Raw genomic sequence first — 21,168 nt, 5'->3', positions numbered from 1 at the left:
GAAGAGGGGCCTCTCATGCTGACCGGGCTCTCCCGACGCGCGCTGACCTGCGTCCTCGCGGCGACGGCCGCCCTTCTGCCGATGCTGGCGACCGCGTCCCCGGCCGCCGCCGACCCCCCGGCCGCCTGCCCCGCCACCGGCATCGTGTCCCAGCACTTCCACAGCGGCCACAACGGCGTCGACATCGCCAACTCCAGAGGAACCCCGATCTACGCCATCGGCGACGGCCAGGTGACGATCTCCGGGTACGAGAGCGGCTACGGCCAGTGGATCCGCATCCAGCACCCGAACGGGACGATCTCCGAGTACGGGCACATGTACCAGCGGGACGTCTTCGCCGGCGACCATGTGGTGGCCGGCCAGCAGATCGCCCTGATGGGTTCCGAAGGCCAGTCGACCGGCCCCCACCTCCACCTGCGGATCTGGAGCAGCCCGTCCGCCAACCAGGGCATCGACCCCGAGCCCTATCTCGCCGCCCGCGGCGTGACGCTGCCCTGCACCCCGGGCGTCGGCCCGCGTCCCACTCCCCCGGTGCATCCGGCGGAGTCCGGCCGGGTCGTCTCGGCACGGTCGGCGGACGGCCGCCTGGAGGTCTTCGCCGCGGGCGCCAACGGCGTCCACCACGCCTGGCAGAACAAGGCCAACGGCACCTGGTCGGCATGGCAGTCCCTCGGCGGCCCCGCCAACGCGGAACTGGCCATCGGCCCGAACGCCGATGGACGCCTGGAACTGTTCGCCATCAACGGCGACACCTTCCAGCACCGCTACCAGAACTCCCCCTCAGGCACCTGGTCCGGCTGGGAGAACTTCGGCGGAGGCGGCAAAGACATCGCCGTCGGCGCCAACAAGGACGGCCGTCTCGAAGTCTTCGCCTCCGGGCCCGTCGGCGTCTTCCACAAATACCAGAACGCCCCCAGCAGCGGCTGGTCCAACTGGGAGCCCACAGGCGGCGGTCCCGCCAACAGCCGAATCGAAATGGAAAAGGCCCCCGACGGCCGTCTTGAGGTCTTCGCCCTCAACGGCGATGTCTTCCAGCACAAGTACCAGACCGCCGTCAACGGCGACTGGTCGGCATGGAACGCCTTCGGCACCGGCGGCCGCGACCTCACCGTCGACCACAACCACGATGGACGCCTCGAAGTATTCGCCTCCAACCCCAACGGGGTCTTCCACAAATACCAGAACGCCTCCGGCTGGTCGGAATGGGAAGCCACCGGCGGCCCCGGCAACGCCCAACTCACCAGCGAACGCTCCCCCGACGGGCGAGTCGAGGTCTTCGCCATCAACGACAACACCGCCCAGCACCTCTGGCAGACCAGGGTGAACGCCCCTTACGGCCAGTGGGAGACCTTCGGCACCGGCGGCACCGAGATCACCGCCGCGACGAACGCCGACGGCCGCATCGAGGTCTTCGGCGCCAGCCACGCCGGCGTCTACCACAAATGGCAGACGGGCTTCGCCACCTGGTCCGACTGGGCCTGGCTCAACACCACATCCGGCCCCGCACTCAACTGAGGAGGCATCTGGTGACAGGACAACAGGTGAACCCCGTGCGGCGGTCCCGGAGGACACCCCGCCGTGCCGCGCTGGCAGCGATGGTCTCGTTGCTGCTCGCCGCGGGGGGCGTCGTCGGCGCCGCCCCGGCCCATGCCGCGGCGAGCGACCTGTGCGCCCAGGTCGGCTACAACGCGGGCTTCCGCGGAGGCGGCCTGGTGACGGCCGTCGCCGTCGCGCTCGCGGAGTCCAGCTGCGACCCTTCGGCGACCAACACCTACAACAACACGCCGCCCTCGCGGGACCGCGGCCTGTGGCAGATCAACGACTACTGGCACCCCGACGTCAGCGACGCCTGCGCCTACGACGCCCAGTGCAACGCCAACGCCGCCTTCCGGATCTCCTCCGGCGGTACGAACTGGCAGCCCTGGACCACCTACAACATAGGCGCGCACCAGCGTCACATGGACACGGCGCGGGCCGCGGTGGACCGGCTCGGCCATAACGGGCCCGGCCCCGCACCCCTGGTGTATCCGGCGGAGTCGGGCCGAGTCGTCTCGGCCCGATCGGCGGACGGCCGCCTCGAAGTCTTCGCCGCCGGTGCCAACGGCGTCCACCACGCCTGGCAGAACAAGGCCAACGGCACCTGGTCGGCCTGGCAGTCCCTCGGCGGCCCAGGAAACGCAGAACTCGCCATCGGACCCAATGCCGACGGCCGCCTGGAACTGTTCGCCATCAACGGCGACACCTTCCAGCACCGCTACCAGAACTCCCCCTCAGGCACCTGGTCCGGATGGGAGACCTTCGGCGAAGGCGGCAAGGACATCGCCGTCGGCTCCAACAAGGACGGGCGTCTCGAAGTCTTCGCTTCCGGCCCTGTCGGCGTCTTCCACAAATACCAGAACGCGCCCAGCAGCGGCTGGTCCAACTGGGAGCCCACAGGCGGACCCGCCAACAGCCGAATCGAAATGGAGAAATCCCTCGACGGCCGCCTTGAGGTCTTCGCCCTCAACGGCAACGTCTTCCAACACCTCTACCAGACCGCCGCCAATGGCAGCTGGTCGGCGTGGAACGCCTTCGGCACCGGCGGCCACGACCTCACCGTCGACCACAACCGCGACGGCCGCCTCGAAGTATTCGCCTCCAACCCCAACGGCGTCTTCCACAAATACCAGAACGCCTCCGGCTGGTCGGAATGGGAAGCCACCGGCGGCCCCGCCAACGCCCAACTCACCAGCGAACGCTCCCCCGACGGCCGAGTGGAGATCTTCGCCATCAACGACACCGTCGCCCAGCACCTCTGGCAGACCGGAGTGAACGCCCCCTACGGGCAATGGACGACCTTCGGCACCGGCGGCACCGAGATCACCGCCGCGACGAACGCCGACGGCCGCATCGAGGTCTTCGGCGCCAGCCACGCCGGCATCTACCACAAATGGCAGACCGGCTTCACGACCTGGTCCGACTGGGCCTGGGTCAACACCACCTCCGGCCCCGCACTCGACTGACCCGTCATCGCCACGCGGCCGGCCCGTACGGCACGGCCGGCCGCGTGGCCCGCATGAGAGAGACCCATGTTCCCGATCAGCAGACGGAACCTGTTGCGCGGCGCCGCCGCGGCGGGCGCGCTCCCGCTTCTGGGCGCCGGCCGCGCCGAGGCCTCCGCCGCCCCGCCCCACCGGTGGGTCGGCTCGGGCCCCTTCACCTACGTCCATGACCCGTCCACCTCCGCCGGGCCCCGCTACCTCAACGACCACACGCTCGTCCGGGCCCGGGGCCGATGGCACATGTTCGGCATCGTTGGCGCGAGCGCGCCGCGCGGCGAGTCACCGGACAGCGCGGCGGAGGTCTCCTTCGCCCACGCCTCCTCCCCGACGCCGTACGGGCCGTGGACTGCGCACGCCGACGCCCTCACCGTCGACCCCTCCTACGGCGAGGAGCACCTGTGGGCGCCGCACGTCATCGAGGCGGACGGCAGATACTGGATGTTCTACGCCGCCGGCGGCGCGAACGGCGCCGCGATCAACCTCGCCACCTCCACCGACCTGTCCACCTGGACCCGTGAGCCGTCCGGCCCGCTGTTCCGTGGCCTCGTCGCGCGCGACCCGATGGTGGTGCGGATCGGCGGCGAGTGGGTCATGTACTACACCGAGCTCTCGGAACCGGGCGGCCACCACATCGTCGCCTACCGCCGCTCCGACGACCTGCTGCACTGGAGCGGGCCGGGGACCGCGTTCACCGACGCGAGCACCGACACGACGGTCTCCGTGACCGAGTCGCCGTTCGTCGCCGAGCGGGACGGCTGGTACTACCTGTTCGTCGGTCCGCGGGGCGGCTACGAGGGCACGGACGTGCTGGCGTCCCGGGACCCGTTCCGCTTCGGCCTCGACAGGTACGCCGGACATGTGCCCGGTCACGCCGTCGAGGTGGTCGCCGACGGCGAGGACTGGTACGTGAGCGCCGCGGGCTGGTTCCGGAACGGCCTGTACGTGGCGCCCCTGCACTGGCACGACGCCCCCTTGCCGTGGCAGAGCCCCGACAACCCGGTGGCGGGCCTCGACGCCGCCGGCCGGCTCACGGTGTTCGCGCTGGACGCCGGGGACCGGTCGATGCTGCGCCGCGTCCAGCTCGACCCGGGCACCGACACCTGGTCGGCGTGGGAGGTCTTCGGCGGCCCGGCCGGGGCCGTCCCCACGCTCGGCCGCGACGCGGACGGCAGGCTGGAGGTGTTCTCGCTCGCTCCGGGCGGCGCCGACCTGCACCACCGGGTGCAGCGGCCGGACGGAAGCTGGCACGGCTGGGAGGAGTTCGGCGGCCCGGCCGGTGCCGCCCCCGCCGTCGCCCGGGACGCGAACGGCCGGCTGGAGGTCCTCGCGCTGAGCCCCGGCGGCGCCTCCGTCGCCCGCCGGCGCCAGGGGACGCCGGGATCGCTCGCCTGGAACCCCTGGGAAGTGGGATTCAGCGGCGCCGCGGGGGCGCCTCCCGTCCTCGCCGCCAACGCCGACGGCCGTTTGGAGGCGTTCATCCTCACGCCCGGCGGCGCCGCGATCCACCACCGCTGGCAGGAGTCGCCGGGCGGCCCCTGGACCGCCGCGTGGCACCCGTTCGGGACCGCGGCGGGCGCCGCGCCGAGGGTCGCGCGGGACGGCAGCGGCCGGCTCACCGTCACCGCGATCGGGCCGTCCGGCCTGGGGACGTTCCACCGTCGGCAGACCGTGCCCAGCGGAGGCTGGGACGGCTGGCTGCCGCTGTTCGGCTGGAGCGCCGCCGCTCCGGCTCCCGCCGTCAACGCCGACGGCCGCCTGGAGGTCTTCGCCCTGTCGCCCGGCGGGGCACGGCTCAGCCACCGCTGGCAGGTCTCCCCGGGCGGCGGCTGGGATCCCGGCGCGGAGTTCGGGGAACCCGGCCTCCGGCTCGCGGCCACGCCCGCGGTCGCGACCGACTCCACCGGACGGAACCACGTCTTCGCCGTCACCGCCGAGGGCCGGATACGCCGACGGGTCCAGGTCCGGCCGAGCGGCGGGTGGGGGTCGTGGTCGGCTTTCGGCGACCGTCCCGTCGCACCGGTCGTGTCGGGCCGCCCCGCCCTCTGAGCAAGGGCCGCGGGCCCACCTGATCACCTCTTCCGGCGGCTGATATCGTGCCGATCGTCCAATAGTTCAGGACACGCGGAACCGGGGTGAGCGGTGAGCGGCGTAGTCGTCCATCTGCCGCGAAGGAGCGGCACCGACGGCGGTGAACCGGTGACGTTGCGACTGGGCCCCGGCGAGGTCGCGCGCTTCGGACGCGGTTCCCCCACGACCCCGGTCGAACTCCGCCTGGACGACGACGCGGTGTCCCGGCTCGCGGGCGAGATCCGGGTGACCGACGACCACTGGCAGCTGACGAACCACAGCACCAGCCACAGCTACCTGGTGGAGAATCCGGAGGGCGCGGGCGAGTACCTGAGGGTCCAGCCGCGCAGGGTCGGCGCCCCCATCCCCTTCGAGTTCTCGCGCGTGGTGCTGCCCACCCGCGGCCAGGTGCCCGTCTCCTTCCAGGTCTTCGCGCCCGACCACGTCTACCTCGACCCGGACGCCATGGGCGTGCCGTGGGGAAGCCGCACCGTCCTGGCGTACTCCCTCGACGAGACGGCCACGTACTTCCTCGTCCTGGTCGCCCTGTGCGAGCCGCGCCTGCGCGACCAGTCGCGGGTCGCGGTCCCCACCACGCCCCAGATCGCGGAGCGCCTCAACGGGCACACCGCCTCCGGCGCCCTGACGGCGCGGGCGATCAGCTCCCACATCGACTACCTCGCCGAGCAGAAGCTGCGCATCGGCCCGCCGGACGTCCACGACCCCGGCAAAGGCGACCGCCGCAACGGCAAACGGGAGGAGATCGTCACGCTCGCGCTCCGCTTCGGTCTCGTCCGGGAGGAGCACCTCGCACTGCTGCCATCGCCGGCGGGCACCGCCAGGCGGGAGCGGCAGTCGGCGCGATGACACCGCTGCACGGCCCGGACGACACCGCGGAAGAGCCCGCGGACCTCCTGCCGTGCGGCTACCGCGCGGGCGAGTGGGTGGTCGTCGAACGGATCGGCGCCGGCGGCTGGTCCACGGTCTACGCCGCCCGGCCGGCCGAGCACGCCGAGGACCGGCCCGCCGAGGTCGCGCTCAAGGTCATGCCGACCGCCGGACTCGCGCCCCGTCAGGCCCAGCGGATCGTGGAGTCCGCGCACCGCGAGGTCGAGCTCGGCCGCCGGGCCGGGCACCCGCGCCTGATCGGCCTCCTCGAGTCGTTCGTCCTCAGGGCGCCGGACCGGCCGTCGTCGGACGGCGCGATCGTCCTCGTGATGGAACGGGCCACCCGCAGTCTGCGCGAACTCCTCGACGCCGGGGTGCCCGAGGCCGAGCGCGGCCGGCTGATCGAGGGCATCTGCGAGGGGCTCGCCCACCTCCACCGCTCGGGCTGGGTGCACGCCGACCTCAAACCCGAGAACATCCTGCTCGGCCGGGACGGCTCGGTGAAGCTCTCGGACTTCGGCCTCGCCACCGAGCTGACCGGCACGCACGGCCACGTGCCGCCCCTGGGCACCCTCGACTACCTGCCGCCCGAGCGCTGGAAGGCGCCCCTCGGCGCGCTGGGCGTGCAGGTCCGGCCGAGCGCCGACATCTGGGCCCTGGGCGTCATCATCCACGAGGTGTTCGCCTCCGGCGCCTCGCCCTTCGCCGGCGCCACGCCCGTGGCGCGCGGCGCCGCCGTCCAGGAGTACGGCGAGGGCCGCGCCCCGCTGCACATGGATCCCGCCGTCCCGCCGTTCTGGCGCGACCTGGCCGCGGACTGCCTGGCCCCGACGCACGAGGCACGCGCCGGGCACACGGCCGACAGCCTGCTCGCCCGCATCGCCGCCGAACGGCCGACACGCCGCCGCGGGAGCGCCCGGCCGCGCGGCCGGGCCCGCGCGGTCCTGCTCGCCGCGGCCCTGTGCGCCGTCATCCTGTGCGCCGTCGCGGGCGGGACCCTCTCGGGCGACGCCCCCGGGAAGGACGCCTTCCGGCCCGCCGCCGAACTCACCGTGTTCAACGCCGAACGAGGCTGCCAGGACCGGACCGACCGGGACCTGGGGTGCAGTCTGGGGCTGGCGATCGACCCGACGCTCCCGTACACCCCCGACAACGTCACCCCCACCCGGGTGTGGCACGGCGACGTCCTCACCACCGAATGCCAGCTGCCGCACGGCCTGCCCGTCGTCGACGAGGAGGGCCTGCGGTCCACCCGATGGTTCCGGGTGCGGCTCCCCGACGACCCGGCGTCCGCCGCCTGGCTCCCCGCCGTACGGACCAGGGACCGCCCGCCGCTTCAGAACTGCCCCTCCCCCTGACACCTGCTCTCCCGGCGGGAGCCGGCACAACAGCAGGTCAGGGCGTCGGGGGCGTGGGAGCCGAGTCGGACGGCGGGGTGGTGCGTTCGGCTTCGGCGACGTGGTGCCACTGCTCGCCGACGCGGTAGGACCACTGCGGAGGACGGCGCTCCATCCAGGCCATGGGGCCCTCGCGGGCGTCCTCGCTGCCCATCACGATCTCGTGGTAGCGGGTCTCCAGGTCGCACACCCGGTCGAGGGGGGCGTCCGTCCACAGCAGGCGCTTGGAGAGGGCGGCCGACATCGGGGCGCAGTTCTCCGCGATGTCCCGGGCCGCCTGGAGAGCGGTCGGAAGTACTTCTTCGGGGTCCAGGGCCGCGGAGGCGAGTCCGAGCCGTGCCGCTTCGGTGCCGAGGAACGTGCGTCCGGTGAGGAGGAGGTCGGCGGCGATGGCGCGGGAGGAGGCGCGGGCCACCGTCCAGTGGGATCCGGCGTCGCCCAAGACCCCGCGCCTCACCTGGGGGATCGCGAGCTTGGCGGTCGCGGACACGTACCGGATGTCGCACTGCATCGCGAGGGTGAAGCCGATGCCGATCGCGTGGCCGTTGATGGCGGCGATGACCGGTTTGCGGACGTCCCAGGCGGGCGGCGTGAGCGGCTGGGCGGAGAACCCCGGGCCGGTCTCGGCGAAGGAGTCCGCCTCCGGCTGCATGTCGGCGCCCGCGCAGAACGCGCGTCCGGCCCCGGTCACCACGACGGCGCGGACGTCGTCGTCGGCGTCGCAGTGCGCGTAGGCGGCGGAGAGCAGCGCGCCCATCGACCCGGAGAACACGTTGAGCTTCTCCGGCCGGTTCAGCGTGATGACCGCGACGCCGTCCGAGACCGCGAGCGTCACGTCTCCGGTCGTCTCCGAGAGCGCGGTTCGGGAGTCAGTCATGCGCCACCTGCTTGAATTCGCGGACCACGTCCTGCCACCTTTCCACGCTGGACTCGTCGTCGGCCCACTGCTCCAGCGCGGAGTAGCAGACGAGGCGCGTGGCCCTGCCCCGGTACTTGTCCGCGAGCGCCCTCGGCAGGTCGGACCAGGTGGCGCTCACCGTCATGGCGTCGAGCATCTCGTCGGTGATCGTTCGCGCCATCTCCGGCAGGTCGCCCGCGCGCATCAGCTCGTTGAGCCGCTCCGCGGTTCCCGGCCAGCCCGAGGCGTCGAAGACCACCCCGTAGCCCGGCGTGGATCCGTAGAAGGCGAGCCGTTGGCGCAGCTTCTCACGCTGCCGCCGCAGTGACTCCTCGTCGTCGGCCACGGCCGTCATGACGGGGATGACGACCTCCAGATCATCGACCGTGCGGCCGACGGCGGCGCGGCCCGCCTCCAGGTTCGGGCGGACGACCGTATCGAGGTAGTCCAGGGTGTGCAGCGGATGCACCTTGACCCCGTCGGCCACCTCGCCGATCATGCGGCACATCCACGGCCGGACGCCCGCCAGGTGGACGGGCGGGTCCGCGTACGGGATCGGCGCCGGGGCCCAGGCCTCTGGCAGGAGGGTGAAGGAGTAGTGATCGCCCTTGAAGGACAGCTTCTCGCGCCGCGCGAACGCCGCGAAGATCGCGCGCACCGCATGGACGTACTCGCGCATCCGCGGGCCGGGCGGGTCGAAGTCGGCGGAGTAGCGGCGCTGGACGTGCGCCTTCACCTGGGTGCCCAATCCCAGGTGGAAGTTCCCGCCGGTGGCCTCGGCCAGCATCCATGCCGCCTGCGCGGTGACCATGGGACTGCGCGCGAACGCGACGGCGATCCCCGTCCCGAGCGCCAAGCCGTCGGTCACCGAGGCGGCCGCGGTGACCAGCGAGAAGGCCGGCGCCCCGCCTTCGGGGATCCAGAAGCCGTCGAACCCGGTCCGATCGGCCCGCCGGGCGGCGTGCCCGACCGCGCCGAGCGTCTGCCCGCCGCCGAACGCATCGATCCTCATCCTGCCTCCTCGCTCGCGGGCCGATCCCGCGGCACGTCGGCGCCCAGACTGTAACGTCAGTCCAGTTTCCGTCAAGCGGCCTCCCACCCAACAGAAGGAGGACCGAGCGGTAAGTCGCCGGGATCGCTCACGAAAGACCCAGCTGAAGCCGATACCTTCATGCACGCGTTCCGGCCGGAACGGCAGTTGACTTCAGTAGAACCGGATTATAACTTCTGGCCGACGGAAGCCGCCGTGAACGATCGGAGTGCTGAGGGGCATCGCCCTGAGCGATGAGCAGACCGCGTTGGCCGAGGCTTCCCGCACGCGACGCCGTGCCCCCCACCACGGACAGCGTCCCGGCCGCCTCACCCCTCCTCCTCGCGAAGGTCGCCCTCTGATGGAATTCCACGGGAAGGTCGCCGTCATCACCGGCGGCTCCACCGGCATCGGCCGCGCCACGGCGCACGCCCTGGCCGAACGCGGCATGAAGATCGTGCTGGTCTCCCGCCGCGCCGACCGCCTCGACGCGACCGCCCAGGAGCTCGCCGCACAAGGCCACACGGTGCTGGCCATACCGGCCGACGTCGCCGACGCGTCCGACATGCAACGCGCAGCCCGGACGACCGCGGACCGGTTCGGCCGCCTGGACCTGGCCTTCCTCAACGCCGGAATCGCCGACGGCGGCTCCCTCCTCGACCTCGACATCGAGGCGTGGAAGCAGACCATCGACACCAACCTCTACGGCCTCCTCAACGGCATCAAGGCCTTCCTGCCCGCGCTGCGCGACACCCCCGGCGCCAGCCTGCTGGCCACCAGCTCCGGCGCGGGCGTCCACGGCGTCTCCTACCGCACCGCCGCCTACGCCGCCGCCAAGAACGCGCAGGCCACCGTCATGGAAAGCCTGTACGGCCAGCTCAAAGACGCCGGCATCGACCTGCACCTGGGCGTCGTCCTCCCGCCCCTCACCCGCACCAACCTCGCTGGCGACGACCTCTCCTACTGGGAGCGCATCGAACACAACCTCGCCAAAGCCGGGCTTCCCCCCGCCGTCGTCGAACCCGAACAGTTCGCCCAAGTGATCATCGAGGGGATCATCAACCGCTCCTTCTGGATCCACACCACCGAAGACCAGGCCCACCGCCTGTGCGACGGCCGCACCGCCGGCACCGAACGCCGCACCGCCGCCCTCCTCAACGCCAGAACCCACGCCATGCTCAACGACGGCACCCCCGACGACTACCTGTGGTGACGCCGCCCTGGCACGGCCGGGCTGCCTGAACCGCGGATCCGCTCACCACCATCCGGGCCGTTCATACGGCACACCGGCCGAAGACCGGGACACGATCTACCCCGTCCTGGCGCACTGCTCATGGCGCGGCGATCCGTGGCTCCGCCTCCTCTGATCGCAGGGACCGTTCGGCCACGTCCCCACGGCGCCTTCCCGAGGGGGCGTGGCCTCGGCCTGAACGGCTCCGGACCTGCGCAGCGGCTCCGGCCCGTCCGGCGGGATCAGGCACCGACCACTAAAATGGCGACGCATCCCAGGCCCTCGCTGCCGAAGCCCACAGGCCCGGCCCGGCGAGCCGACGACCCGCACTTCGTCAGCCGGGGCGAACCCAGAGACGGAAGATGACCGACACCTCCGAAGCGCGAAGACCGCGTCCCGCCGGCGAAGCCGGCAGCGGACCGATGCCCGAATTCAAACGGGCCCGCTACCAGCAGCTCCTCGACGCGGGCCTGACCGCGCTGCGGCAGCGCGAATACGAGGAGATCAAGGTCAGCGAAGTGGCCGACACCGCCGGCCTCGCCAGAGCCACGCTCTACAACTACTTCATCTCCAAAGAACACCTGTACGCCGTCATCTTCCGCCAGTGGACCGAGACCGAGCCGCAGCGGCTCAGCACCCCGTCGGAGTCCGGAGCCGAACGCGCACGAACCCGGGTCGACGCGATCGTCTCCGCCGTCGAGCGCCACCCCCAGTTCCACAAACTCAGCATCACCCTGTCCGCCAGCACAGAGGCCGAAGTCCAAGCCGAGCTCTCCGCCACCGGCGCACGCATGCGCCGCCTCTTCGCCGCCGACTTCGCCGCCTTCGGCGTCCCCTCCCCGCAGGACGCGGCCGCGATGCTGCAGGCCCTCATCAACTCCCTGCTCACCGGCGCGGTCCACCAGCGCATCCCGTTCTCCGAGGTGTACCGCCTCACCACCGGATTCATCGACCTCTATGACCCCCGAAATGCCGGAACGGTCGACCGATCCCCCCATCAAGAGCACCCCGAACCGGTACCCGCCCCCGCCCCCCGCACGGACAAGGCGATGCCCCCCGCCCAACTCCAACGCCGCGACCGAATCGTGGCCGCCGCCCTAGACGCCCTACGCGAACAGCCATACGAGCAGATCCACGTAACCGACATAGCCCAACGCGCCCAGGTAGCCCTAGGCACCTTCTACCGCTACTTCCCATCCAAGGAACTCCTCTACGCCTTCGCCCTCCAAAAGTGGTCCCTCAGCGGCCGCTTCCTCCTCCCCCTCCCCCACCTAGACGCCGAAACCCGCATCCGCGCCCGCACCAACGCCGCCATCGACGCCTTCGAGACCGACCTCCAGTTCTTCAAAACGACCAACCTCCTGTACTCGGCCAAGGACAAGGAAGTACAGACCGTCCTGACCGAGATGACCCACACAGGCAAGGCCGTCTTCCTCGAGGACTTCTCAACCCTCGGCACCGAGAATCCGGAGGACGCCGCCTCCATGCTCTGGGCCATCATCAACTCCCTCGCCATCAGCGTCATCCACCACAACGGCAGCTTCCCCGAGACCCGCCGAATCGCCAGCGAGTTCATCAGCCTCGTCACAAACAGCACCCACCGCGACCGCCCCCGCGACTGAACCGCACCGGACACGGCTTCGGTAGGCAGATCTAGAAAGAAGATCTAGTTCAGCGAAAATGCGGGAAATCGAACCCCTGACCCCTTCGGTGCGAAGCATCTGCCCCACAGCCCCAGCAGGCCTCGACTCCCCTCAGCCCATGCCACCGATTCTTTAGCATCCGGCAACGTCCGCCTTGATCCTCCTCGGTTGTCACCCAGTTAGACACTCACTCGAAGCTGTCCAGAGCTATCTAAGACTGTCATCCTGAACCAACAGCATGTTCAAGGTCAGAACCCCGTCCGCTGTCCGGCATGCTAAGGCGATGTCCGAGATCACTGATGCCTTGTGGGCTGGCTATATCTACCAAGACCTGCAGATCGATCTCACACAACGTTGTGTGACGATGCCGGTCTCACTCCACAGGGGAGATACGACCACGGAACGCCACCTCGTCTTTGAGGGCGTGAGAGATCTACGGTTGTCCCGACCAGTTGCCGACTGGGACCTCACAGAGTTCACCCAAGCGCACGTCGAGCGCAGTCCATACGGCTTCGTCATCGACGATTATCTTCTACAATGACGAGAACAATCTCGTGATCGAGTGCGAGGGTATCCATCTTAAGAAAGCCTAACCCTCAAAAACTCAAAACCACCAGCAGGCCTACGCATTACGAGTCAAACGAACGGCGTCCAGGACCGTCCACATCTGCCCTCTGAACTGCTGAGCCTTCGTGATGTCCAGCCTGATCCACCGCTGTCCAGGGCTGTTGTTAGTACTGGCGTTAGCAAACCATCGCCGACCGGTTACCTGGCGCGCTCGTTTCGGGGCGCTCGTCCGCGCGAACGGTGGGACGGTGTGACAGAGGGATTCGCGCGGGCGAGTGCTCCGGCTCGCGGGGGCTGGGGGTCGCGAGACCCCCACTTTGAGCCTCACTTTAGCCTATGGCTTCTTTATCTCCAATCAAGCAATCCAGCTACAGACATTTCATAATCGAAATTATGCCCGGACTGCAGGAAGCGCTCTACCTCTACGAGAAAAAGCCATGCGAGCGGGACATGTGTTAGCTAATCCGAATAGAGCAATTCAAAATATGCGATCGAAGCGACTCCATGTAAGCAGGAACCGATATAGGCCCCGCTAGCGCCAGGGAGTGATCTTCATTGGGTTCCCAGACCCAAGACTGACTAGAGGCTGTGTTCATCGCAATATCCGAAATGAGAATGCTGTGAGCTTCGCCATCGCGCCCCAGCAAGTGAAGTGCTAGCGCACGGTTCGCTAGAGTCATAAGAGAAATTTCACCACTAAGCGCTTCAGCTCGCTCAAATGCCTCAAGAGCCAGAGGAGCATTTGCAGGCATCATGCAGAAGCCCAAGTTATTCTGCGCTTCAGAATTATGCGGAAAGAGGGCTGTTAGGGTAGCAAATAGGGCAATGGCAGCCTCATGCTGACCTTCCTGGAGATACCTGATCGCCGGCTCGACGAAGGTAGAAGGGCTGATCTGCAACCCTTCTTCTTTTCTATTGTTCCACTTAAGCGTGGTCTCGTTCGCGATCTCTTTAGCTACTTCCAGGCTATCGACACGGCGCTCAGCCATTGCGGCATTAACTATTGGCACCGGTTTCCGGCCATGCAAGTAAAGCCATTCAAGATGGAGCGACGAGAGTTGCCAGTCTTTGACGTCGGCTTCACCGAAGCGATCTACAAGCCAAATCGCAGTGTTTCGAACTTCTTGATCGTCAGCGTCAGTTCCATCAAAGACGACTCCCCGCGTGGGGGGAATCCAGCTTACAACATCTTCGATGGGCGCGAGCATTACCCAATCGTGGACCCGACCCATATTGCGAGGGCCGACAAGATCTCTGACCACCTTAGAAGGGTCACCTTGAAGGCTGGCCTGTTCACCTCTCTGCTCCGGCGGACTCAAAAACTCAGCCCACCCATCAGGGGCATGGGGAGCCTGAGCGTCCTGACCCGAAAGGGATTTAACGAGGCCTTCGACAGCCATGGCGTTAGTGAAAACTATTGCCATCACTAGCCTGGGCCCGAGGCCATATCTAATAATCGATTCGACGTCGAAACCACGGAGCGCGAGTTGCTCCATGGCTGCGTGGATGTCGTAATCACGCTCTGCCTGGTCAATCCAGGCTGATGGCGGTTTCATTATCAGATCGGAAAGCTCTGTAATCAGCGCAGGAGTTCTGCGCTGATCATGTGGCCGATCCTGATCTGCAAGAAGAATCTGACGCGGATCGAAGGGGCGAATATTGGTACTTGGGCCTCTCCGTGGACGTCGACGCGGATATCGCTTGCTAATGACTATTCCGCCGCCCAGATCAATATCTTCACTCCCTGACTCAGGAGCGCATGCAGCGATTATATCAGCGCATTCCTCGCCGCATGCTGGACCATCTGGAGTCCAAGCATAGTATGGACACCCTGGAGTAAGCTCTGGAGGTTGACAATCATCGCGATAGGTGCGAAGAGCCGCAATAAATATCTGCCTACCCTTGCCTTCCGAGGGTAGGCGAGGGTAGTGGCTCATCGGTAGGCATCCCTCCTGGGTACGATGGTAAGGATAACGATCGGATCTAGAGTATAGATAATCCGATGCGATCTTCCCAGCCAAATCGAACGCTTTCCCGCGAGAGGACCGAGAAGCTTTTTCCCGAGAGCTGGCTCAGTCTCGAGCCTTGCGATCAAAGCACGAGCCTTTCCCTGAAGACTTTCAGGAAGATTGGATAGATCTCGCTCGGCTCGCTTCGTAAACTGTGCCATCTACGGTCCCTTAGCCGATCTCGGACTCAGCCTCGGCGATTGCTTCCATGGCGTTGTCATCGGAGAGGATGTTGAGGGTCTCGATCAAAGATTCGTACTCTTCCGCCGAGACGATCACTGCCACGGGTCGACCGTGACGCGTGACGGTGAACTGATCACCTGTCTCAACAACAACATCGAGAATCTCTCTAAGCCTGTCCCTAACCTCGGTGAACGGGGCGGCGTGGTTCACTGTGCCTCCTGCTGGGCTGGCCTCTGTTTAATGTACATACTTATGTACGGAGATTCAAGCTCGCCACCGACTTTGGCCAAGCTGCGACAAAGCCAAAGATCAAGAGTTCAGGAGCGGAACCTCGTGACCCAAAGTCGTTCTTATGGCACTCTGGGTGCCTGGTGCATATATGTACAGCTTGATCGGTGGTTGCAAAGTTCCCCAAGTGCGACTGTGTTTCTTGTGGGCTGGGGAGGCGGGACCGGCCCGGAGAGGCCGCACGCCCGACTCTCCCAGCCCACAACGCACGTGTGCGTGCGCCTTGAACCCGTAGAGAAAGTCCTCATCGGCAACAGAGACATCGGCTGTTCCCGCTGGTCACGCGTGTCGAGACTTGGTGATACCTGACGCTTGGATCCCCGGCATGTGGTTGGTGGTTGGCTTCGGTCTTCTGGCGTTCAGAGCGTTGGTGGTGGCCGAGTGCTAGAACGCTCGGTATGGGTTACTGACGCTTCGGCCGGAGGTCGGCGTGCCGGGGACTGAGCTGGCTCAGCGACTGGGGCGCTTCAGCCGATGGTGTCCTGGGCGGAGGCAGGTAACCGGGTGGCCGATGTCGGGATCATCGTTCGGCGCATCGAAGCGCTGAGGCTCGAGGTAGCAGGGTCTCGGCAGCTGATCGAGTTCGTCCGGTAAATGTATGAGAAGGCGACGGCTCGACTGCGGTGGGTGGTGCATCTGCTGGCCATCGACATCAGGGCCCTGTGGGGGCAAGTCGGCAATGAGCCATTCTCTGCGGTGGTCGACACCGACGACCCGGTCGCTCATGATCAGGTACGGACGGGGCTGCTGACGCCGTTCTACAAGCACGACCAGTCATAGGAGTTCAGCGTGCAAGTCGTGGTCGGCACTGAGCCTGGCGAGCCGGGACGGGAGAACGAGGATTTCGCGGCCGTGCTGCCCGGCGCGGTGGTCGTCATCGATGGGGCCAGCGCACCGGCGGGGCTGGAGTCGGGGTGCTCGCATTCGGTCGCCTGGTATGCGCGCACCCTCGGTGGGCTGCTGGCCGGGGCCGTCACAGATCAATCATTGACGCTGGCCGAAGCGCTCGAAGACAGTATTGAGCGCGTCGTCCTGGCCCATGGCGGCACCTGCGACGTCGGCAGTCCGCACTCTCCTTCGGCGACGGTCGCCGTCGCCAGAGCGGCTGGTGACAGGCTCGAATACCTGGTGTTGGCGGACTCGACGGTTCTCTTCGGTCGGGCTTCTGGGGAGCCGTTGGCGGTCACTGATGACCGGTTGGAGCTGTTGCGCCGGCAGATCGACAGACGTGAGGAGATCCCGCCGAGCGGCAGTGACGTGCACGCCTTCGCGCTGCTGTCACGGGCGGAGAAGTTCGCTGCCTACCGCAATCAGCCAGGCGGGTTCTGGGTGGCCAGCACCAAACCAGCCGCGGCCCGAGAGGCGCTCACCGGGGTGCTTTCCCTCGACGCAGTGGCCTCGGTGTCAGTGATGACGGATGGGGCCACCCGCCTTGTCGATCTGTTCGGCCTGCACACCTGGGCCAAGACGCTGCACACCCTCAACGCCGAGGGACCGGCGGAACTGATCCGGCAGACCCGCAAAGCGGAAGCGACCGATCCGGACGGGAAACGCTGGCCTCGGGGCAAGACACGCGATGACGCGACCGCAGTTCACTGGGTGCTTCAGAGCTGATCCTCCGATTGTGCTTGCCCCTTGGCCGCCCTGCGCTCTCATGCATCAAATCCGACGTAGAGCCCGTCAGCCTTTGCCGAAGAGCAGGGCATCGTCCCAATCGATTTCGACTCATCACCTTCGCGTGTGCTTCCTCGCCCTTCCCTAAGTCATTGCGATCAGAACCAAATTCGGTTTCCGCAACGCCCCCTGCCTGGTTCAACAAGAAACCCACCATCTCAAGAACCACCAGAAGGCACTGACCTCGAAGGATCCCGACGGGTGGAGCGCGGCGACCGGGCCGCCAGGCCCGGGGAGAGCCGCGCGGTACGAAAGCAGCCCCCTGAACGGAGAACGAACCCCGGTTCCCGCAAGGAGAAGAAGGACCGCTCTCGAAGGCGGGGAGCGGGAGGGGCGGAGCCCCTCGCACGGGGTCCGGGGCGAAGCCCCGGTGGGCACAGTCCCGAGCGTAGCGAGGGGCCGAGCCTGTGGAGAGCCACAGCCCAACCGAGCCGCCGCCGGAGCATGGACACCAAAAAGGCCGGCCCCACGAACGGAACCGGCCCTTCTCCTAGGTGGAGATGAGGGGATTCGAACCCCTGACCCCTTCGATGCGAACGAAGTGCGCTACCGGACTGCGCTACATCCCCGAGGAACGGGTCAACCTTAGCAAACTTTGGAGGGTGTTCGTGCAAGCGGCGGTCGTCAGTCGCCGACGGCCCTGGGGGCGGGGGGTGTGTCGGGGTCGGCGTACTGGTCGAAGACGTCGGGGGACGGGGTGAAGGTGATGATCTCGGCGCTCGGAAGGGGCTCTTCCTGCTCGGCCTCGATCGTGGGGGCGGGGGCGGTGCGGCGGGCCGTGAGGGCTTCGTGGCGGCGGGACTGGTCGATCTTGGTGGCGGTGCGGAGGAGGGCGAGGTGGCCCAGGAGGAGGAGGAAGGGGGGGAGGCAGATCCACCAGGAGGCGGCGGTGAAGGCGCCGGTGAGGAGGCCGGTGAGGGTGAGGAGGATGAGGGCGGCCGTGCGGCGGCGGCGGCGGGCGATGATGGCGGCGCGGCGGATGGAGGGGGCGGGGCGGGGGGAGGCGAGAGGAGGGGGGAAGTCCGCGTCGGTGTCGTGGTCCTCGGGGCGGGTGGCGGGGATGGGGGCGGGGGCTGGGTCTTCGGTCGCGGGGTCGTCGAAGTCGTCCTCGGCGGCGGGGCGGCGCGGGATGAGGCGGTTGAGGCCGGTCGTCGTGGGGGTCTCGGGCTCGCGGCGGAGCCACATGGGCACGAGGACGACGGCCCAGACGGCGACTATCGCCAGATAAAGGAGGGTGCTGCTCACTTACGTCCCTCCCGCGTCGGCCGGTCGGCGAGCACGTTCGGGAGCCGGGTGGCTCCGGGACGAATACATGCTCACGTCCCGCACGGTAGGACCCACTGTCTGCGCTTGACGAGCATACGGGGCGGTGTGTCGTGAGATCTCTGTGGTTATGACCCGTTGTTGGGCGAAGCTTTCTTGATCATTAAACGGGACGGAGGGTTAGCTGTCAGTGGCGGGCGCTACGGGCTCGCCAGCGGGCGCGGAGGCCGTCGGGGACGTCCTCGGCGGTGAGGGCGTAGCAGATGTGGTCGCGCCAGGCGCCGTCTATGTGCAGGTGACGGCGTCGTGTGCCCTCGTCGCGGAAGCCCAGTTTCTCCACGACGCGCCGGGACGCGGCGTTCTCGGGGCGGATGGAGGCTTCCACGCGGTGGAGGCCGACGTTGAAGAAGCAGTGGTCGACGGCGAGGGCGACTGCGGTGGGCGTCACACCGCGGCCGGCGTAGTCGCGGTCGATCCAGTAACCGAGCTGCGCGCTGCGTGCCGAGCCCCAGACGATGGCTCCGATGGTCAGCTGGCCGACGAACTGGCCGTCGTAGGTGATGACCCACGGGAGCGCCATGCCGTTGCGCGCCTCTTTCCGCATGGTGTGCACCATGGTGACGTACGGGCCGAGGCCGGTGCGGAACAGAGGGGTTTCGGGGTTCGTGGGCTCCCATGGGCGCAGCCATTCGGCGTTGCGGACGCGAACATCACGCCAGACGGCGGAGTCCCGCATCCGGATGGGGCGAAGACCGACCGGCCCCTCGTTCAGGGTGACCGGCCACCCTCTCATGCGTTCCACGTCTCCATGATTGCCTGACAGGGCCCTTACACGCCATCCGGAACGCGAGGATGGTCGCCCCCCCGTACCTGGGAGACGGCGTGCTCCAGCACGGGCCCGAGGACGGACATGCCGTCGCGTACGCCCCCTGTGGAGCCGGGAAGGTTGACGATCAGGGTGGCTCCGGCGAGCCCCGACAGCCCTCGGGAGAGGATCGCGGTCTTCACCGTCCCGATGCCTCGGATGGCTTCGGCGATGCCCGGGACCTCGCGGTCTATCACCTGGCGCGTCATCTCGGGTGTGCGGTCGGTGGGCGTCAGGCCCGTGCCTCCGGACGTCACGACGACGTCGTAGCCCTCCGCCACGGCTTCGCGGAGGACGTCCAGGACGGCTTCACCGTCGGGAACGACGCGGGGGCCGTCGGTCTGACAGCCCCATTCACGCAGCAACTCGGCCAGTACCGGCCCCGAACGGTCCTCGTAGACGCCGTTCGCAGCCCTGGTAGAGACGGTCACCGCCAGGGCGCGCATGCTCATGTGTCCTCCCCGGGACGGGTCCAGGTTCCGGTTTTGCCACCGGTCTTCTCTACTACCCGTACTTCGGTGATGACAGCCGCGGGGTCGACGGCCTTGACCATATCGATCAGTGCCAGGGCGGCCACGGTGACCGAGGTGAGCGCCTCCATCTCGATACCGGTGCGGTCGGCGGTCTTGGTGGTGGCGGCGATCTCGACGCCTTCGTCGACGACGGTGAGCTCCACCTTCACCCCGTGCAGGGCGATCGGGTGGCACATCGGCACGAGGTCGGGCGTCTTCTTGGCGCCCATGATCCCGGCGATCCGCGCGACGGCGAGCGCGTCCCCCTTGGGCACCGTTCCGTCGCGCAGGGCCGCGACGCACTCGGGGCTGAGGCGGACGAAGCCGCGCGCGGTTGCCGTACGGGCGGTGACTTCCTTGGCGGACACGTCGACCATCCGTGCCGCGCCGGACTCATCCAGATGCGAGAACTTCACGACTGCAGCTTAAGGACTTCGACGAACGCGCCTTCCGGTACCTCTGTCACGTCCGGCGGGAGGGTGATGAGGCCGTTCGCTTCGGCGAGGGCGGCCATCTGGTGTGAGCCCTGGGCGGACGCGGGGCGGACGGTGTAGGCGTCGTCGGCGAACGTCAGGTCGGCTCGCAGGTAGTGCTGGAGGCCGGAAGGCGAGGACAGGGTGCTCGCGGAGCGCGCCTTCACGCGCGGGAGGCCCGTCGGTTCGAGTCCTTGCAGGTATTGCAGGGCCGGTAGGACGAACACCTGGAACGACACGTACGCGCTCACCGGGTTGCCCGGGAGGGTGAAGATGGGGCACCGGCCGTCCAGGAGGCCGAAGCCCTGGGGCTTGCCCGGCCGCATCGCGACCTTGTGGAAGTCGACTTCCCCGCCGCCGGAGAAGGCCGCCTTCACCACGTCGTACACGCCCATGGAGACGCCACCGGTGGTGATGATGGCGTCCGCACGGGCCAGTTCCGCCTGGAGGGCTTCCCGAACTTTCTTCGGGTTATCCCCTAGGAAGGACTGTCGGAGCGGCTCTCCGCCCGCCTCACGGACGGCGGTGGCCAACATGAAGCTGTTGGAGTCCCAGATCTGGCCGTGCTCCAGCGGGTCGCCGGGGTCGCGCAGCTCGTCGCCGGTGGACAACACGGCGACCCGCGGCCGGGGCCGTACCAGCAGATCCGGCCTGCCGACCGCGGCGGCCATGCCGAGCTGGGCGGCGCCCAGCCGGGTGCCGGCGGGGAGGACCACGGCGCCCGCGCGCACGTCCTCTCCCGCCCGGCGGATGTAGTTGCCTTCCGGCGCGCCCCTGGTGATCCGGACGACCTCCGCTCCCCCGTCCGTCCATTCCACGGGGATCACGGTGTCGGCCCCGGGGGGCAGCGGCGCGCCGGTCATGATGCGGGCGGCCCGGCCGGGGGGGATCACGGCCCGCCCGAGGTCCCCTGCCGGGACATCGCCCGTGACGGGCAGTACGGCCGGCAGGGCCTCCAGATCAGCGGCGCGGACGGCGTAGCCGTCCATCGCCGAATTGTCGAACGGGGGGAGGTCCACGGGTGCGGTGACCGGCTCCGCGAGCACCGTCCCGGCCGCCTCCAGCAGAGGCAGCCGTACCGGGGGCAGCGGCGTGAGCCGGGAGAGGATCTCGGACAGATGTTCGGAGACGCGTCTCAT

At 68.2% G+C, this 21,168-nt stretch carries 20 protein-coding genes and 1 tRNA gene; 10 read left to right on the top strand and 11 right to left on the bottom strand.

What is annotated here, in order from left to right; all coding sequences use genetic code 11:
- Positions 1–15: 15 nt before the first annotated feature.
- The 5 genes from ABD140_RS08960 (at position 16) to ABD140_RS08940 (ending at position 7,354) form a co-directional block, all read left to right on the top strand.
- Positions 16–1,515 (top strand): DUF8189 domain-containing protein, encoded by a 1,500-nt coding sequence (locus ABD140_RS08960; RefSeq protein WP_344238754.1) that lies wholly within the window; start codon positions 16–18, stop codon positions 1,513–1,515.
- An 11-nt stretch (positions 1,516–1,526) separates the two neighbouring features.
- Positions 1,527–3,002, top strand: a complete 1,476-nt coding sequence (locus ABD140_RS08955; RefSeq protein ID WP_344238752.1) for a DUF8189 domain-containing protein — start codon at positions 1,527–1,529, stop codon at positions 3,000–3,002.
- 66 nt (positions 3,003–3,068) lie between these two features.
- On the top strand, positions 3,069–5,087 hold the full coding sequence (locus ABD140_RS08950; protein ID WP_344238750.1) for a DUF8189 domain-containing protein: 2,019 nt from the start codon (positions 3,069–3,071) through the stop codon (positions 5,085–5,087).
- A gap of 93 nt (positions 5,088–5,180) precedes the next feature.
- Positions 5,181–5,975 carry an FHA domain-containing protein gene (locus ABD140_RS08945; protein ID WP_344238748.1) on the top strand — a complete coding sequence of 265 codons (795 nt, stop codon included), beginning with the start codon at positions 5,181–5,183 and terminating at the stop codon, positions 5,973–5,975.
- Entirely contained in the window at positions 5,972–7,354 is a 1,383-nt protein-coding gene (locus tag ABD140_RS08940; RefSeq protein WP_344238746.1) for a serine/threonine-protein kinase, read from the top strand. Before ABD140_RS08945 ends, ABD140_RS08940 begins: the two co-directional genes overlap by 4 nt.
- Positions 7,355–7,391: 37 nt before the next feature.
- Here ABD140_RS08940 and ABD140_RS08935 read toward each other — a convergent pair whose 3' ends face one another.
- Positions 7,392–8,270 carry an enoyl-CoA hydratase/isomerase family protein gene (locus ABD140_RS08935; RefSeq protein WP_344238744.1) on the bottom strand — a complete coding sequence of 293 codons (879 nt, stop codon included), beginning with the start codon at positions 8,268–8,270 and terminating at the stop codon, positions 7,392–7,394.
- The gene (locus ABD140_RS08930; protein WP_344238742.1) at positions 8,263–9,303 is read right to left on the bottom strand and encodes a TIGR03617 family F420-dependent LLM class oxidoreductase; all 1,041 of its coding nucleotides are present in this window, start codon (positions 9,301–9,303) and stop codon (positions 8,263–8,265) included. The genes ABD140_RS08935 and ABD140_RS08930 overlap by 8 nt, the downstream gene beginning before the upstream one ends.
- Before the next feature lie 379 nt (positions 9,304–9,682).
- On the opposite strand from ABD140_RS08930, the gene ABD140_RS08925 reads away from it, so the two are divergent.
- The 3 genes from ABD140_RS08925 (at position 9,683) to ABD140_RS08915 (ending at position 12,736) form a co-directional block, all read left to right on the top strand.
- Positions 9,683–10,534 carry an SDR family NAD(P)-dependent oxidoreductase gene (locus tag ABD140_RS08925; RefSeq protein ID WP_344238740.1) on the top strand — a complete coding sequence of 284 codons (852 nt, stop codon included), beginning with the start codon at positions 9,683–9,685 and terminating at the stop codon, positions 10,532–10,534.
- Between the two features lie 440 nt (positions 10,535–10,974).
- Positions 10,975–12,174 carry a TetR/AcrR family transcriptional regulator gene (locus ABD140_RS08920; protein WP_344238738.1) on the top strand — a complete coding sequence of 400 codons (1,200 nt, stop codon included), beginning with the start codon at positions 10,975–10,977 and terminating at the stop codon, positions 12,172–12,174.
- A 304-nt stretch (positions 12,175–12,478) separates the two neighbouring features.
- On the top strand, positions 12,479–12,736 hold the full coding sequence (locus tag ABD140_RS08915) for a hypothetical protein (RefSeq protein ID WP_344238736.1): 258 nt from the start codon (positions 12,479–12,481) through the stop codon (positions 12,734–12,736).
- Between the two features lie 481 nt (positions 12,737–13,217).
- Here the strand turns inward: ABD140_RS08915 and ABD140_RS08910 are convergent, their stop codons facing one another.
- The 3 genes from ABD140_RS08910 to ABD140_RS08905 all read right to left on the bottom strand — a co-directional run bounded on the left by ABD140_RS08910 (position 13,218) and on the right by ABD140_RS08905 (position 15,164).
- Positions 13,218–14,162, bottom strand: coding sequence for a tetratricopeptide repeat protein (locus ABD140_RS08910; protein WP_344238734.1), 945 nt, complete (start codon positions 14,160–14,162; stop codon positions 13,218–13,220).
- A 533-nt stretch (positions 14,163–14,695) separates the two neighbouring features.
- Positions 14,696–14,932 (bottom strand): type II toxin-antitoxin system RelE family toxin, encoded by a 237-nt coding sequence (locus ABD140_RS40065; protein ID WP_425544087.1) that lies wholly within the window; start codon positions 14,930–14,932, stop codon positions 14,696–14,698.
- A 10-nt stretch (positions 14,933–14,942) separates the two neighbouring features.
- Positions 14,943–15,164: a type II toxin-antitoxin system Phd/YefM family antitoxin gene (locus ABD140_RS08905; RefSeq protein WP_344238732.1), complete on the bottom strand. Its 222-nt coding sequence runs from the start codon at positions 15,162–15,164 to the stop codon at positions 14,943–14,945.
- Positions 15,165–15,869: 705 nt separating this feature from the next.
- Between ABD140_RS08905 and ABD140_RS08900 the strand changes: the two genes are divergently transcribed.
- Both ABD140_RS08900 and ABD140_RS08895 read left to right on the top strand, forming a co-directional pair.
- Positions 15,870–16,022, top strand: coding sequence for a hypothetical protein (locus tag ABD140_RS08900; protein WP_344238730.1), 153 nt, complete (start codon positions 15,870–15,872; stop codon positions 16,020–16,022).
- Positions 16,023–16,031: 9 nt separating this feature from the next.
- Positions 16,032–16,856, top strand: coding sequence for a protein phosphatase 2C domain-containing protein (locus ABD140_RS08895; protein WP_344238729.1), 825 nt, complete (start codon positions 16,032–16,034; stop codon positions 16,854–16,856).
- Positions 16,857–17,411: 555 nt separating this feature from the next.
- Here ABD140_RS08895 and ABD140_RS08890 read toward each other — a convergent pair.
- The 6 genes from ABD140_RS08890 to glp all read right to left on the bottom strand — a co-directional run bounded on the left by ABD140_RS08890 (position 17,412) and on the right by glp (position 21,168).
- Positions 17,412–17,485: transfer RNA gene (locus ABD140_RS08890), tRNA-Ala, on the bottom strand.
- Between the two features lie 55 nt (positions 17,486–17,540).
- Positions 17,541–18,161 carry a divisome protein SepX/GlpR gene (gene sepX, locus ABD140_RS08885; RefSeq protein ID WP_344238727.1) on the bottom strand — a complete coding sequence of 207 codons (621 nt, stop codon included), beginning with the start codon at positions 18,159–18,161 and terminating at the stop codon, positions 17,541–17,543.
- Positions 18,162–18,366: 205 nt separating this feature from the next.
- A complete protein-coding gene (locus ABD140_RS08880; protein ID WP_344239142.1) occupies positions 18,367–18,972 on the bottom strand; it encodes a GNAT family N-acetyltransferase in 606 nt (201 codons plus the stop codon).
- Positions 18,973–19,007: 35 nt separating this feature from the next.
- Positions 19,008–19,490: a MogA/MoaB family molybdenum cofactor biosynthesis protein gene (locus tag ABD140_RS08875; protein WP_425544096.1), complete on the bottom strand. Its 483-nt coding sequence runs from the start codon at positions 19,488–19,490 to the stop codon at positions 19,008–19,010.
- Between the two features lie 2 nt (positions 19,491–19,492).
- Positions 19,493–19,972, bottom strand: coding sequence for a cyclic pyranopterin monophosphate synthase MoaC (moaC, locus tag ABD140_RS08870; protein ID WP_344238723.1), 480 nt, complete (start codon positions 19,970–19,972; stop codon positions 19,493–19,495).
- Positions 19,969–21,168, bottom strand: a complete 1,200-nt coding sequence (gene glp / locus ABD140_RS08865) for a molybdotransferase-like divisome protein Glp (RefSeq protein ID WP_344238721.1) — start codon at positions 21,166–21,168, stop codon at positions 19,969–19,971. Before glp ends, moaC begins: the two co-directional genes overlap by 4 nt.

Origin of the sequence: Actinocorallia libanotica (genome assembly GCF_039525175.1) — a bacterium.
In the GTDB taxonomy this organism is placed as follows: Bacteria; Actinomycetota; Actinomycetes; order Streptosporangiales; family Streptosporangiaceae; genus Actinocorallia; species Actinocorallia libanotica.
The sequence above is the reverse complement of the archived record's forward strand: the minus strand, read 5'-3'. Positions and strand labels throughout refer to the sequence as shown.